Source organism: Asticcacaulis sp. W401b (genome assembly GCF_046503825.1).
Lineage (GTDB): Bacteria > Pseudomonadota > Alphaproteobacteria > Caulobacterales > Caulobacteraceae > Asticcacaulis.
Window position 1 is genome coordinate 1 of the sequence record NZ_JBKFEE010000002.1, and the last position, 14,595, is coordinate 14,595.

Below are 14,595 nucleotides of genomic sequence, written 5' to 3' on the forward strand. Positions count from 1 at the left end.
CCGTATCGTGTCGCCAGGCGCCACTAACACCGACGTCCCAAGCGGGACCTCAACCTCACTCTGCTGGTTGGCATGCTTGATAAAGACCCGACGCGTGTCCGCTCGATAGGTATAACCCTCAGCGCGCGCCACCGCATTCACAACCGTCAGCCCGGTGCTGTACGGGTATTCGCCAGGCTTATTAACCTCGCCCAGAATATAAAACGGACGGAAGTTCAAAACCTCAAAATTGATCTTCGGATCCTTCAGATAGCCATTGCCATAGCTCTTCGCTACGCTCTCCTGAAGCTCCGTAACCGTCAGGCCAGACGCCTTAACCTCGCCAATCAGAGGCAAAGAGATCGTCCCGGCGCCATTGACCACAAACTCTCCGCTAAGCTCCTTCTCGCCAAAAACGATGAGGCGAACCTTATCGCCCGAGCCGAGCTTATACTGATAAAGAACCTGCTGGACCTCAGCCGCATTGGAGACCCCGGCCCCGCCCTCGGCCACAGGTGCCGTGGCACTGGCCGTAACCGCTCCACTCGTTTCGGGAAAAGGTGCCAGCAACGATCCCGTCGCGCACCCAGACAGAACAAACGCCACTGAACCGCCAACAATCGCATTCAGGCCAGACTTGATGAGCCTCATTCTCCACCCCTTCTCAATCACTTAGCTAAAATTACCGCATCGCAATATCTAAACCAACTCACCCTTTAGTGTCAATTTGTCATAATCCCACCTGCACCAGACGGCGCTCGGTGCCCTCGAGATAGATGGCGCTCAGAACACCCGTGGCATAGGCACCGGTATCAAGACCAATCCGCCAGGGCAGAACGGATGCCGTTTCTTCCGGTGTGTGACCATGTACAACCACCTTTTCGCAGGCCTGATGGGCACTCAAAAACTCCCCCCGTATCCAGAGGAAGGTCTCTTCGCCTTGCGCATAAAGCGGCTGCCCTGGACGCACGCCGGCATGGACAAACAGGTAATCGCCGGCCTCAAAGAGCAATTCGCTACGCTCCAGAAGATCCTTATGCGCCTTTGGGAGGGCACGCTCAAGGTTTTGCCGCGTCACCTCCCATGCCTCCATATCGTTGCGACTGGCCGGAGGAGCGACACCATAGGCCGCAAGCGTGGATAGTCCGCCATACTCCATCCAGCTCGGACCATTCTCTGCACCATTGAGAAAATCCAAAAGGGTGGCCTCGTGATTGCCCCGTAACACGATAACTTCCGGCCAGTATTGCCGCAGGTGTTCATCCTGAGTGAGCCGCACCAGCCGTTCTACCACGAGATTTGATGACGGGCCGCGATCGACATAGTCACCAAGGCAGACAAGCCTGGCGGGTTTTCCACGCGCCTTGACCTCCGCCAGTATCTTCGCCAACAGGCCTTCGAAAAGATCGCTACGCCCATGAATGTCACCAATCGCGTAGGTAGGCATGTCGATCACGCTATTTGCGCCTTCGCTCTGAAGCCCTTCAGGAAGCTCCCCATTTTTAATGAACGACCAAATCTTACGGAACATGACTATCTCAAATCTAACGAGGGCGTGACACTATAGCCAAATCAGGAAGGCATGCCTCATATGCAGCTCTCTTTAACATTTAATCAACTCTACAAAATAGCATTTTCTTAAGTTTAAATATTAAGCAAACATTATACATGAAATTTATCGGTTAATTGAAAACTCTTTCGTAATATGCAGTCAACCCATCAAGGATTGGCTCATGTATAAGCATAGTAAACACACTCATTGCGCCCTAATGCCTGTGATTGCTGGTCTGGCTTTATTGCCGGCTCTATCCTTTGCGCAAACCGATTCCCGATTTATGCCGAGAGGTCAAGTCGCGAGCACACCCACGGCTTATCTGTCCTTTTGCAATCGCGCGCCAGAGGAGTGTGTTCAAGGCGATGCACAGTCCCCGGAAGCCGTGCGAAGCAAAGTGCTGAATTTATTGTCTGCCAAGGTTTTTGGGCCCGCAACCCAAACCCTTGCCCCGTCTCAGATCGATCAGGCCTCCACGGAGACACCAAACGAAGCCATAGAGCAACCCCTTTATATCGTGGATGCCCCCACGCGCATCCACTCGCAACCCACAAGGTATATTCGCTGGGTCGGTAAGGTAACAAGGGATGCCGAGACTATTGTTGACGCTCCGAATGTCGCAGATCTTGATCTGCAGACAGAAACCCGTGCTGCGTCCGACGTGAACGTCAGCGACGAAGCAAAGGACTGGCAACTGACTGACAAGGCGTATGTTTCCATCGAAGCTCCCGCGCCCTTGCTCTCGTCCGAGCCAGAGGGGCTCACCACGCCCCTCCCCCGACCGGACCTGTCTGTCTACCAGGCAGAAATCCAGCCTCTGGCAGTGATGGCTGTACCTCACTTCAAAGATACAGCCTTCGCTGAAGCTGCGCCGCAGACTGAATCGGCGCGGGCTACTGAGTGGTATGTAGATGGGGTTCCCGCCTCCAAGCGTTTGCAGCCAGAGACCGAGGTTCGCGAAACCCTGCAAGCCGATGAGGGCGAACGCATGGGGCCCGGGCGCGTTCACATGAGCCCGGCCCTGTGGAGGGACGTGGATAAGGTCAATTTCACGGTCAATCAGGTCGTTCGGCCCGTCAGCGACCGGCGACAGTTCAACAAGGCCGATTACTGGTTCATGCCCGGCGTGACAGGCGATGCCCAAGGGGACTGCGAAGATTATGTGCTCGAAAAGCGGCACTTACTCCTGGAAAAAGGCATCCCCGCGACGGCATTGAGCATAGCCATTGCCAGGACCCCCAAGGGTGAAGTGCACGCCGTCCTCATCCTGACGACGCTTGAAGGTGACTTCGTTCTCGACAATCTCACGCCCAGGATTAAGCCCTGGCGAGAGGTCAATTACGCCTGGATATCAAGACAGGATCCAAACCGGCCCTTTGAATGGATGTCTGTCCCCAGGGTTTGATATAAAGCGTGATGTCCAGGCAAAACTAACGAGCCGCCGCCTTTGATTGCTGAGCCTCCATCAAAGCCTTCTGTTTGAGGCTCTGATCGATCTGAGCCTTCAGAAGCGATATCTCGACAACCGATCTCCCGGACCCTTTCAGGGTCTGGGAGAACTTGCGCATAGAGCTTACGCCGTAGCCGCGTCTTAAGTACTGGTTGAGCTCATAGACGGCTGAGGATCGGACATCGGACGGCATAGCATCCCAGTGCCTTAGAATGAGACGTAGCCGGGGTTCATGCGTATCGGGCGCCAGAGGCATACGTTCATAAGAGGTGCGAAGAGCTCCAACGACCCTCGGTGAGATCGCCTTGTCCGCCTTCAGATAGGCGTAGGCCAGATAAGCCTGCGTACTCGCGCGTCTTGGGCCCGCCTGGTCCGCCCGCTGAAGGAAAGCAACAGAGGTTTGCGGATCTGGCTCCCGCAGACCACGGCTCTGCAGAACTTCGACAAAGGCAAACGGACCGGTAACCGGACGATCCCAGTCCATGCTGTTGAACTGGCAGGCCATCACCGCACACAAAACGCCCACGACGAGAGAAAGGGCAGCAAACACCAACCTAAGCCCGACTTCTATCTGCCCCATAGATCCCTTCCCCACCGTAATAGCGATCAGCGCAAAGCCTCAACACGGTCCACACGCCTGACAAACACAATGCGTCGGTCTAGTACGGCCGCTCCTTTTGCCACCGAAACGCCGTAGCGACGATCGACTGAACATCCGAGTGTTTCGGTCTCCAGTCAAAGACCGCCTGTATCTTTGAAACGTCAGCAACAAGGGTCTGCGGATCGCCCTGACGGCGAGGCTGAAGCGAGTAAGGTACAGAATGACCCGTTACGGCCTGGCACGCCTCAATAATCTCCATAACCGTCTGGCCGTGACCCGTGCCGACGTTGAAGGTATCACTTTGACCACCTGCGAGGAGATATTTCAACGCCTCCACATGCGCCGCCGCGAGATCTACAACGTGGATATAATCTCTGATCGCCGTCCCGTCGCGGGTGTCGTAGTCGTTGCCGAACACCGACAATGCCTTTCCGGTGCCCAGCGCGGCCTGACAAACCAGGGGAATAAGGTGGGTCTCACACATATGGCTTTCGCCCACCTCGCCATCAAAATCGGCCCCTGCCGCATTAAAGTACCGCAGGGCAACATAGCGGAAATCGTGCGCCTCAGATGTCCAGCGCAAGACCTTCTCAAAGCCAAGCTTGCTTTCGCCATAAGGGTTGATAGGCCGTGTGGGATGGGTCTCGCTGATCAGTTCACTCTCAGGGTTGCCGTAAACCGCAGCTGTCGACGAAAAAACGAAGGCCTTAACGCCGGCCTCGACGAGGGCCTCGGCAAAACGATTAGCCGAAGCGATGTTATTGTCGAAGTACTTCCCGGGATCACGAACGCTCTCACCGACAAGCGAAAACGCCGCAAAATGGATCGCCGCCTTGATGTCAAAGGTACGGACGACGGTCTTGATCTTTTCCTTGTCGGAGATATCGGCCTCGATGAGCGGCCCCCATTTAACCGCTTCACGATGACCGGTCGATAAATTATCGACCGTGATGGGTATAAAACCATTCTCAGCCAGAATCTTGCAGGTCTGTGAGCCAATATATCCGGCCCCGCCGGACACCAGAACATGTATCGACAAAATCAAATTCCTTCAGAAAATTCGTCTCAGGGCATAAAATAAGATAGCCATATCGCACACTAGTCACGGGCCTATTCAAGGGCAAGCCGAGATCGCAATGACGATCAAACAAAAGCGGCCGAGGCCTCACACCCCAATAGACAGACAAGCCCATCCCCGAACCTCTGGCGCATACCGCGTTTCGCGCTGTCCCGAGCGAAAAGACTTGTTCTTGCGGCGCCCTCGCGGCTTACGGCTTGGGCGGCAGAATAACCTTTGGTGCCGATGTCAGCGCGTTATCGTTGGCGGGCTGCACCAGGCCGGCCTTTGCCGCAAGGCGCGGCAAGGCCTCATTCACCGCTTTTTGCATCGCATTGCCGAGCACAATCTGCATAGCACCCTTTTCTTCACCCTTATAAGATCCTAGCTCGGTAAAGGATTGCCCGGTCCGGACATTGGTGAGGGTGTATTCGACCCGCAGCGTAACATTAAAAATCGCCCCGGGGTCTTCAACCGCCTCACCCACCTGACCCGCCGCGTTCAGGGCATTGCCCAGGTCCTTTAAGGCGCCCACCCCTCCGAGGATCTGTCCAATCGCTTTCCCCTTGGAGGCAAGGCTTTTCTTCTGGGTGAGATCTCCCTGGATCACCTTCCCAACGAACACAAAATCGGCATCGCCAAACTCAGCGAGATTGCCAGAGGCATCGAGATTATCTTTCGTGACCGGCCGCAAAATGATTTTGGGCTGGCCTTCAAAATACTGGCGCGCAGAGGACGTGGCTATATCTCTGACGTAGTCAAGATCAGAAAAAACACCCACAAACAGGATGACCGTTCCCGGATTTTTCATAATGTCCTTGAGCTGATCATGGAGGTAATCCTGACGGATGATCTCTACGACCGACGTCGTCGCCGCTGCCTGCTTTGCCCCCTTGGCCGCAGTCGCTCTCTCCGTCGACGTACTTCTGAGGATGCCGGCCAGATTGCCCCCAAATACAACCGGACTGCCGCTGTTGCGTTGTTTGACGCTGGCGCGAAGTTTAAACGTTTTACGGTCTTGTGAAACGAGTACGCCGGGTTCAGACGACATGCTGCCTTCATCAAGGCTCACAATGTAGAATTTAAGTGTTTCATCCGTCAAAGCCTGATCAAGCCGCGGCGCGAGGCCACTTCCGTCCTGCCACGGTAAGCGACAGTCAAACTCCTTGGGTACAGTCACACTAAACACCACGAAGTCTTCATTTCGGTCGGCATTCGACCGCAAAACCTTGATGTCGCCCACGCTTGAAAACTGGTTCTTATCCGTGACGGTGACCTTCCTGGCCTGATCATCGTCCGAAAAAAGAACGTGAGCCGCGGTAACGATAAGACATTCGGCGCCCTTCTGCACGGCATAGCCCACGCCGCGCCGGCCATCCGCCTGAATGCGAACAGGGCTGTAGCCAGCGACCTGTGCCGAGGCCTGAGGAATCGTCACGCAAAACAAAAAGGCGACAATAGATGCGATCCTTAACACGGCTTCCCCCTACCTTACTCGCAAGAAACTGAAATACGTTGCCAGGGTTCCAAAGAGTAGGAACAGCATTTGCACAATCGGCTGACGTGAAAAAATCGTCCAGGCGTTGGGCGCTAATAAAGTCTCACCCTTGATCGTGGTGTCATCATTTACAATTGTGGCCGTAGCTCGCTGTGAGCGCAGGCGCGCCAGCATGGGAGCGTCACCCGATTGCAGTGTGATGGTGCCCCACGCACTCGGGATGTTCTTCGGTGAGCCTTCAATCCTGACAACGTCACCATACAACAGATCCTGAGACTGGACTTCATAACGGGTCCGCGCTCCCCGGCTATCACTGTCAAACGGGTCCCTTAATGTCCAAGGCGTGTCATAAAAGACGACCTTGCCGGACTGAATACCCGAATTGCGGATCAGATTGGACTGAGACGCGTCATGGGTTGATGTCGGAGGTCCTATCCTCCGTCCAAGACTGCCCGTCGTCAGCTTCGCCGCCCGCGAAACCGTAAATTCGTGGGTTAAATCTCGATCAGAAGAACCGGGGCACTGCTCTGTACCCTCCATTAAACCAAACGCATGAGACGAAAGCTCTTGAGGCTTTAAGAGGGATTGGGCGTCAGACTCAGTCGTCGATAGCGCTACAGGTTTTGCGGCAAAATACTCAACGTCCTTGGGATTGCCGTTAAGCTTTAAGGGGAATAGTGCCTTCACACATTGTTTATCGGCCTTATCGGGGAGAGTGCGCACCTCCCAAAAGCTCATCTCAAACCGACAGGGACTGAGCCTTTTGAGGCGGACGCCGGTGGGCTGACTGACCCTTACGAAGCTACCATCGGGGAAGACATAGGTGAGATTTTCCGCTGAATTCCGACTGGTCTGCGGGTACTGCAACTCGCTGTTTCGGTTACACTCCCCCCCATTTAAACCGACAAGAGGCTCGGGTAAGTCAATCCACTCCACAAAATCGGTTTCAAGATCATAGGTCGTCGTCAGACGCGACGCCAACAGGTTGGCCGCAGAAGGTTTGTCTTTCGACGTGCCAAGGCTTTCGAGCGCGACAAACGCGGCCATGCCGAGTACAAAAACAATCAGTGTCCAGATGAAGGCATAATAGGCCCTGTCAATCGGCTTGGACCCGCCAGGCGTGTTTTTCGTCATTGCAGTTTAACCCGAATGACCGGGGCGCCATCGCGACCGAGAGTGACCTCACCCGCGCTTGCCTTAACCCGGCAAATCAACCGGAACAAGCGATAGGGTCCTTCACCTGCATCCGCGCATTTACCGCCAGCAGATGCTGGATAGACGGCGACATCGCCACCGTCATTGTTGAGATAGATGCTGAACTCAGTCGCATTTCCCTGGCCCTCATACCAGATGGGCAAAACAGAGACAGACTTCCCCCCAGCGCCACATGGCTGGTCGAGGCCAACCGCGCCCACCGCCACAGTATCGACAGTGTATTGCTCTAAATAGTCGAGTTTGCTGCCATATAGCGTAATACCGATACGCCCCGTCGCCGACCTTGGGACGTTTACGCAGTATCGACCGATAAAGGTCGCATCGACGACCTTTACCGTCAGACTGACCGCCTTAACCTCAGCCGCGGGCGTGGCCATGACCAGTTTCAGCCTGAACCTCTTATCGGCCGCGGTCCCTTGTAGAACCGGTATCGCAAGATCCCGGTTATATGGAGACGGCCCCTGCCGCATGATAGCGATGAGTTCCTCCCCGGCGACCGGCACCTCCGGGTCAATCGTCTCGTCGATAAGCTCAGCGTCCACCTGCGTGACCTCATCCACCACGGGCCCTGCAACTGTGCTCTGCTGGATCCGGGTGGGTGGTAAGGTCAAAAGCCGTTCGGTTATCGCGGCCTTCAACGGGCCCTGTGCTGTCGATAGGGCCTTGCGGAAATAGCCAATCGCGAGCTCCTGATCCGCCCGCACACCAATGCCTTCCGCGTAGATATTGCCGAGATCCACATTGGCAAGCGCATTACCCTGCAAGGCCGAAAGCGTCAGCCACTTGTTCGCTGTCACCGCATCGGCGGGTGTGCCAAGGCCCGCGGCATACATTTGCGCCACGATATACTGGACATCCGAATTGCCAGCTCGTGCAAGCTGCTCGAAGAGTTGCAAGGCTCTGCCATAGTCCTGTTCAACCCCCAGACCCAGATAGTGCAGTCTGGCAAGGTTGAAGACGCCGTCCGGGTCGTTCTGTTCGCCTGCGGCTGTAAACCAGCGCGCGGCCAACCCGTAGTTCTGCGGCAAGCCAACACCCGACGCGTAGCGCTGACCTATAGCAACCTGAGATCTTGCGTCCCCCTGATAGGCCTTCTCTAGAAGACTACTGACGGCCTGACTCAAACCGGCCGCTGGCGAGGCTTGCGGAAGGCCACTGGCGGTTTGCGCGCTGGCCACCTGCGTTGATGCCGCCACTAACGACATGAAAAGCGCCATGCCGGTTGACACTTGCCTGATCATTCTGCCCCCCCGATAAGCCGAAGCCCTGATCCTTGTCCACTGTTGACTGGACACAGAAAAACCCAAAAGGTTAATGCGCGTCAAGGTTTATGCCGGTGAAAACGCACCTTTAGCCTCCATTGTGGCCAAATTGCCCTAGGTTGCGGCGTTACACACCTACCCTCTTCGCTCATTTTTGTTGCGCTGCACTATTTTTAATGCTTGGCTGAAAACGATGTTCGTCGGGGTCATTGTAGTCCCGCTTTTAAGGGCCTGGGAGGGGTACCATGGCAAAGATACGTAAAGCAGTCGTCCCGGTTGCCGGGCTCGGCACGCGCATGCTGCCTGGCGCGAAGGTCGTGCCGAAAGAACTTCTAAACGTCGTTGATCGGCCAATCCTCTCCTACATTGTCGAGGAAGGGCGCGCTGCAGGGATCGAGCATTTCGTTTTTGTGACCGGTCGCAACAAATCAGCCATCGAAGACTATTTCGACCACCAGGTGGAACTCGAAGAGCAACTGCGGGCTAAGAAAAAAGACAGCCTTCTGGCAGAGCTTCTCAAAGACCTGCCGGAAGCCGGAAGCATGAGCTTCGTTAGACAGATGCAGCCAAAAGGGCTCGGCCATGCGGTCTGGTGCGCGCGCGATATCATTGGCAATGAACCCTTCGCCGTCATGCTGCCCGATATGATTATGGACGCGGACGTCCCTGCGCTAAAGCAGGCGGTGAGCGCCCACGAGGCCACTAATGGCTCGAACATCATCGTCGTTGAAGAGATGGCGCAGTCACAGCTTCATCAGTACGGCGTGGTCGCCCTGAGTAAACAGGATGGGCGCTGTAACCCCATGACGGGGATGGTGGAAAAGCCGCAACCGGGGACCGCACCGTCTAACCTGATCGTGTCCGGCCGCTACATTCTCAACCCCGAAATCTTCGACCTTCTCTCCGATCAGGCCGCAGGGGCCGGTGGCGAGATCCAGCTGACCGACGCAATGGCCCGACTGATGGCAAGCCAGTCCTTCCACGCGCTGCAATATGAGGGCGTCACCTATGACTGCGGCGACAAGATCGGTCTGTTGCGCGCCAATGTCGCCCTCGCCCTCAAACACCCACAACTGGCGGCCACGGCCCGCGAGGCGGTAACCAGCCTTCTTTAAACTAAACAGTCTCGGGAGCCTCTTCGTTGGCGCAAGAGGCTCCCGAGCTCATCCCTTTGCCTTCACTCGCGCATGGGTTTGAACCAGGGTCTTAAATCTCACCACAGCCGCGCTCTCGTCGAGGTGCCCTCTTGCCAGAGATCGGAAGAGGTCAGCCACATCACGATCATAGTCACGTGTCGCCGCTCTAACCCAGTTTTTTGGCACAGTCCGAAAGTCATCCATGTCCGGCTTTAACCCCCCAGAGAGATTGGATGAATTTTCATACCGCGCCGCACAATCTACCGCAAGAGGTCCTCTGAACAGAGGTTATGCTGGAGGCGTGAGGTTAAGCAAAAGCGCAATCAGGGCCGCCTAACCTGTAAGTCATATAAAAGTTCAACTGTCTTCAGAGCCTTTTGCCGGAAAATGAGCCAGAGACGCCAACCCATTATCGATTAATCTCAGTCGGAAACCCAAATGGACTATTTGATTGCCTTGTTTCTCGGTTTCGTCGAAGGCCTGACCGAGTATATTCCCGTCTCCTCGACCGGCCACCTGCTGCTTCTGTCGCATTTTCTGGGCTTTGAGTCCCCCAGTAACACCTTCGCCGTGCTGATCCAGTTGGGCGCCGTGCTGGCCCTGCTGAGCCTCTATTTCAACAAGCTGTGGAACGTGCTGATCACCCTGCCGACCTCGCCGGAATCGCGTGGGTTTGCGGTGTCTATTCTTGTGGCCTTCTTTCCGGCGCTGGTGATTGGCGTGCTGGCCCACGACTTTATCAAGAGCGTGCTGTTCGAAAGCCCGCGCCTGATCTGCATCAGCCTGATCGTCGGCGGCATCATCCTGTGGCTGGTGGACAAGTACGCGCCGACGCCGGACAAGGGCGACGCCTTCCGCATCGATTTCAAAACCTCGCTGATCATCGGCGTGTTTCAGTGTCTGGCCATGATCCCCGGCATGTCGCGCTCAGGCTCGACTCTGATCGGGGCCATGCTGTGCCGCGTTGAAAAGAAGGCGGCGGCGGAGTTTTCCTTCTTCCTCGCCATGCCGACCATGCTGGGGGCCTTTACCTATGATGTGTACAAGACCCATAACCAGATGAATTTCAACGACATGGGTCTGGTCGCCGTAGGCTTTATTGCGGCCTTTGTGACGGCGCTGATTGTGGTCAAGGCGGTGCTGAACTTCGTGGCGAAGAACGGTTACGGCATCTTCGCCATCTGGCGCATTGTGGTCGGCGGCCTGGGCTTGATCCTGCTGTCGCTGGAGCACTGAACCTGGAGCATTCGTGGGGTCAGGTGAGTTGTTGCAGTGCTCTGGTTTTTTTTAACGCCGTCATACCGGGCCAGGGACGTTGGTATGGGCATCGACCTGCACAAACACTCCTTTCACTACCTGCCTGGTTTTCAACGAACGGTGAAATGGGTGAAAGCAGTGAATCTCCGGCTTCAAAGGTCGCCCCTTCTTTCGCAAGAGTTCAGTCTTCGTCGTTAATGAAGAATTCCCCTACATAGCGTTCTATCTCTTTCTGTATGGCGTTCTTTGCCACCGGTCCAGCCCATTACTAACAATAGAATTGCACATTAACATTGATGACGTTAACATTCAGCTTAGTGTTATTGTTGGTGTCCCAAATTCTTTTCCGGAGGATCACATGGACGCTTTGAAGACGTTTCGCGTCATCGGCATCCGGCACTGCCTGAGTAATTCTCGCGCCGCGCCCTGGTATCGAAAGGCGTGAACTATTCGGCAGACGCAGAGACCGAACTGGCGGCGGGCGATAGAGAGGCCGAGTAAGCCCTTCACCATCGGACCGCAAGGCGGGTCAGTTCTCGGCAAGATTCAACACTGAGTGATGAAAAGGCCGGCCCCGCTTTCGTGACCGGCCTTCGTAACATTAAACGCCGTAGGCTTTGGCAAACAGTCGTGAAAGCCTCTCTGCAAAGGCTCTTGGATTGGCGGGACGATCGCCGTCAAGGACAAGCGCTTCATCGAGGAGAAGCCACGCCGCGTCCTCCTTAGCGCTCTCTTCAGTGAGCTTCGATACGGCCTGTACCAGCGGGCTATCCGCATTAATTTCCAGCACGGGCTTAGAGGCTGTTTTCAGGCGGCCGGCACTCTGCAGAATCTTCTCAAGCTGCCGGTCGGGTCCGGTGTCCGAGGCAACGAGACAAACTGCACTCTCCGTGAGACGCTTTGAGCGGCGGACATCGGCCACCTGATCCTTGAGCGTCTCCTTCATAAACGCAATCAGAGATGACAGCTCGGGCGTGTCTTCGTTTTGAGAATTGGCAGTGTCTTCGCTTCCCGCCTCCGTGTCGAGGTCGGCAAGACCTTGCGTCACGGACTTGAACGTCTTTCCGTCATAGTCGCCAACATTCGAAGTCCAGAAGCTGTCCACGGCATCGGTCAGGAGCAAAACCTCAACTCCCCTGGCTCGGAACCCTTCCAGCTGCGGAGACGCCTTCAGCTGCTCCAGATTGGTGCCGGACATGTAGTAGATGTCCGTCTGGCCGGGCTTCATATCCTTGATGTAGGCGTCGAGGGTCCGAGCGTTGTCGTCCGACACGGTTGTCCGGAAACGCGCAAGCTTTAGCAACTGCGTACGCCGCTCAAAATCTTCGTAAATCCCTTCCTTGAGTATGGGACCAAAGAGCTCCCACATCTTGGCGAAGGCTTCCGCGTCCGTCTCGGGCAGTTTCTCAAGCGCTGTGAGAAGTCGCCCGGTCACCCCCTTGCGAATGGCCGTCAGAACGGGGCTTTCCTGGATCATTTCGCGCGAGATGTTGAGCGGCAGATCAGAGGTGTCAACAATGCCCCTGACGAAACGCAGATAACGCGGCAGCAGTTCAGCTTCGTCCGTGATAAATACGCGACGCACATAAAGCTTCATGCGGCCATTGCGCTCGACGTCAAACAGATCGAACGGCTGTGAGCCAGGTACGAAGGCAAGCGCCGTATATTCATGCAGACCCTCCGCCCGAAAATGGACATTAAGCAGAGGCTCATCATACTGGCCAGAGACGTTGCGGTAGAAATCCGCATAGTCGTCCTTTGAAATCTCCGATTTGGGTCTGGTCCAAAGCGCCGCCCCATCGGTGACCTGCGTGGCCTCAGCGCCCTCTTTTTCAATGAGGTCGATAGGTACCGGCACGTGACCGGACTGTTCGCGGATGATGCGCTCAACCGTCCACTTACTGGTATAGGTCTTCGCGTCTTCATTCAAATGAAGCGTAACCCGTGTACCGCGTACCGGCGCGTCTGAACCTTGCGCTTCACCGATGCTGTATGTGCCCTGACCGTCAGACGACCAGACCCACGCCGCGGTCTGTCCCGCGCGGCGCGAGATGACGTCCACCCGGTCAGCGACCATGAATGCGGAATAGAAGCCGACACCGAACTGACCAATGAGCTGCGCGTTTTCTCCGCCCTTGGCCGCTTCCAGCCGCTCCATAAAGGCCCTTGTGCCTGAACGGGCGATGGTGCCCAGGGCATCCACCATCTCATCGCGGCTCATTCCGATACCGTTATCCTCAATGATCAGCGTGCGGGCCTCTTCGTTCAGTTGAACAACAATACGAGGGCGCGCACCGTCAGCCGCCAGATCCGGATTCGAAATTGCTTCGTACCGCAGTTTTTCGCACGCATCTGCGCCGTTAGAAATCAGCTCACGCAGGAACACGTCTTTGTCAGAATAAACCGAGTGCACCATCATGTGGAGAAGGCGGCTGACATCGGCTTCGAAGGCGTGGTGCTCCACAGGCTTTTCTTCGGTCATCGTGGTCATGGTCATCGTCACCCCTGAAGTTACAAACCGAGGGTGAGATGGTTTTGGGGGGATAGGTTGTCAAGCGGAGGTGAATCTAAATCCGCGAAAAAAGGGGGGCGCTTCTAACCGCGACGGTCTTGCCTGGTGAGAAGAATCTGGCCGTCAGGGCTGGTTGTCACCCGTACGCCAAAGCTCGACTGGACCATCCGCAGAAACCCTTCAGGGTCTTGTGAACTAAACCTTCCACCGACCGATATAGCCGCAATCTCCGGATCCACAATGATCATTTTCCGGTGCAGGTACCGATTATACTCGTCTACCACATAGGCTAGCGGCTGACCCCCAAACTCGAGCGTATCGCTGCGCCAGGCGGTCGCCGCCTTTGCCTCCTCAGAGGTGAGGCCGCGGACCTTTGCCTCGCCGGCACCTGCCAGGATAGACTGCTGAGGTTGCAGGCGCTGTGGGGACGCCTTTGTGTGGCCCTTGACGATGCAGGCCCCGCGCAGGACCGTCAGGTCCAGGGCGTATGCACGGAGTCGGGCATTTGCATCACCGCTGATTTCCGCGGTCGCCGATGGGGTCTCAAGCACACACGGTCCCTGCCCCGCCGGTACAGACACAGCCACCTCCCCCCGAAGAAGCCACAGACGAACCATCCCATCCATGCGCTTCCATTCAACGCGCGTATCGGTGTTAAGCTCCATACTCATGCGATCTGGCAATGCAATAAAGCGCCGCTCGCCGACCCCAGTTGAGGCTAATGCACGGCGCTGACTAAACACCCAGGCGCCAGCGCATAGCGCCAGACCTAAAACCGGTATGGCAGTACGTATAAGACGTCTTCTTATTACGCCATTGCCGACGCGGAGGTCAGGGTCGTCTTTGAAATCATACTGACGAAGATCGTCAATGGCATCCGCGGTGGCCTGCACCAGCGCAAAAGCGAGCGAGTGTCGCGGGTCCGCGTCTCTCCACGTATTAAACGCGTCGAGGCTGGCCGTACCGGCCTCCAGGCGCGAATGCCAGAGCGCGGCCGCCTCGTTCAGACGGTCTTCATCAGTTGCGATGTCATCAGTCACGAGGTGGTGCATCCATTCCCGCTCAAGGCGCACTCA

12 protein-coding genes are annotated in these 14,595 nt (G+C 56.0%); 3 read left to right on the plus strand and 9 right to left on the minus strand.

The features are described 5' to 3' along the window. Together ACK8OE_RS04705 and ACK8OE_RS04710 are read right to left on the minus strand one after the other, a co-directional pair. Window positions 1-630, minus strand: a 630-nt coding sequence (locus ACK8OE_RS04705; RefSeq protein WP_410271600.1) for a polysaccharide biosynthesis/export family protein, incomplete at its 3' end; no start/stop codon positions are given. A gap of 79 nt (window positions 631-709) precedes the next feature. Then, window positions 710-1,510, minus strand: coding sequence for a metallophosphoesterase (locus ACK8OE_RS04710; protein ID WP_410271601.1), 801 nt, complete (start codon window positions 1,508-1,510; stop codon window positions 710-712). 202 nt (window positions 1,511-1,712) lie between these two features. Between ACK8OE_RS04710 and ACK8OE_RS04715 the strand changes: the two genes are divergently transcribed. Beyond that, window positions 1,713-2,936, plus strand: coding sequence for a transglutaminase-like cysteine peptidase (locus ACK8OE_RS04715; protein WP_410271602.1), 1,224 nt, complete (start codon window positions 1,713-1,715; stop codon window positions 2,934-2,936). A gap of 25 nt (window positions 2,937-2,961) precedes the next feature. Here the strand turns inward: ACK8OE_RS04715 and ACK8OE_RS04720 are convergent, their stop codons facing one another. The 5 genes from ACK8OE_RS04720 to ACK8OE_RS04740 form a co-directional block, all read right to left on the minus strand. After that, window positions 2,962-3,561 (minus strand): hypothetical protein, encoded by a 600-nt coding sequence (locus ACK8OE_RS04720; protein ID WP_410271603.1) that lies wholly within the window; start codon window positions 3,559-3,561, stop codon window positions 2,962-2,964. Between the two features lie 79 nt (window positions 3,562-3,640). Then, window positions 3,641-4,621 carry a UDP-glucose 4-epimerase GalE gene (gene galE / locus ACK8OE_RS04725; protein ID WP_410271604.1) on the minus strand — a complete coding sequence of 327 codons (981 nt, stop codon included), beginning with the start codon at window positions 4,619-4,621 and terminating at the stop codon, window positions 3,641-3,643. A gap of 229 nt (window positions 4,622-4,850) precedes the next feature. After that, window positions 4,851-6,116, minus strand: coding sequence for a hypothetical protein (locus ACK8OE_RS04730; RefSeq protein WP_410271605.1), 1,266 nt, complete (start codon window positions 6,114-6,116; stop codon window positions 4,851-4,853). Window positions 6,117-6,125: 9 nt separating this feature from the next. After that, a complete protein-coding gene (locus tag ACK8OE_RS04735) occupies window positions 6,126-7,271 on the minus strand; it encodes a hypothetical protein (RefSeq protein WP_410271606.1) in 1,146 nt (381 codons plus the stop codon). Beyond that, a complete protein-coding gene (locus tag ACK8OE_RS04740; protein ID WP_410271607.1) occupies window positions 7,268-8,593 on the minus strand; it encodes a tetratricopeptide repeat protein in 1,326 nt (441 codons plus the stop codon). Before ACK8OE_RS04740 ends, ACK8OE_RS04735 begins: the two co-directional genes overlap by 4 nt. Window positions 8,594-8,859: 266 nt before the next feature. On the opposite strand from ACK8OE_RS04740, the gene ACK8OE_RS04745 reads away from it, so the two are divergent. Both ACK8OE_RS04745 and ACK8OE_RS04750 read left to right on the plus strand, forming a co-directional pair. Continuing rightward, a complete protein-coding gene (locus ACK8OE_RS04745; RefSeq protein WP_410271608.1) occupies window positions 8,860-9,729 on the plus strand; it encodes a UTP--glucose-1-phosphate uridylyltransferase in 870 nt (289 codons plus the stop codon). Between the two features lie 459 nt (window positions 9,730-10,188). Beyond that, window positions 10,189-10,986, plus strand: a complete 798-nt coding sequence (locus ACK8OE_RS04750) for an undecaprenyl-diphosphate phosphatase (protein WP_410271609.1) — start codon at window positions 10,189-10,191, stop codon at window positions 10,984-10,986. Window positions 10,987-11,608: 622 nt separating this feature from the next. On the opposite strand, the gene htpG is transcribed toward ACK8OE_RS04750, so the two are convergent. Next, window positions 11,609-13,498, minus strand: a complete 1,890-nt coding sequence (htpG, locus tag ACK8OE_RS04755) for a molecular chaperone HtpG (RefSeq protein WP_410271610.1) — start codon at window positions 13,496-13,498, stop codon at window positions 11,609-11,611. A 104-nt stretch (window positions 13,499-13,602) separates the two neighbouring features. Then, the gene (locus ACK8OE_RS04760) at window positions 13,603-14,559 is read right to left on the minus strand and encodes a FecR family protein (protein WP_410271611.1); all 957 of its coding nucleotides are present in this window, start codon (window positions 14,557-14,559) and stop codon (window positions 13,603-13,605) included. Between the last annotated feature and the right edge of the window lie 36 nt (window positions 14,560-14,595).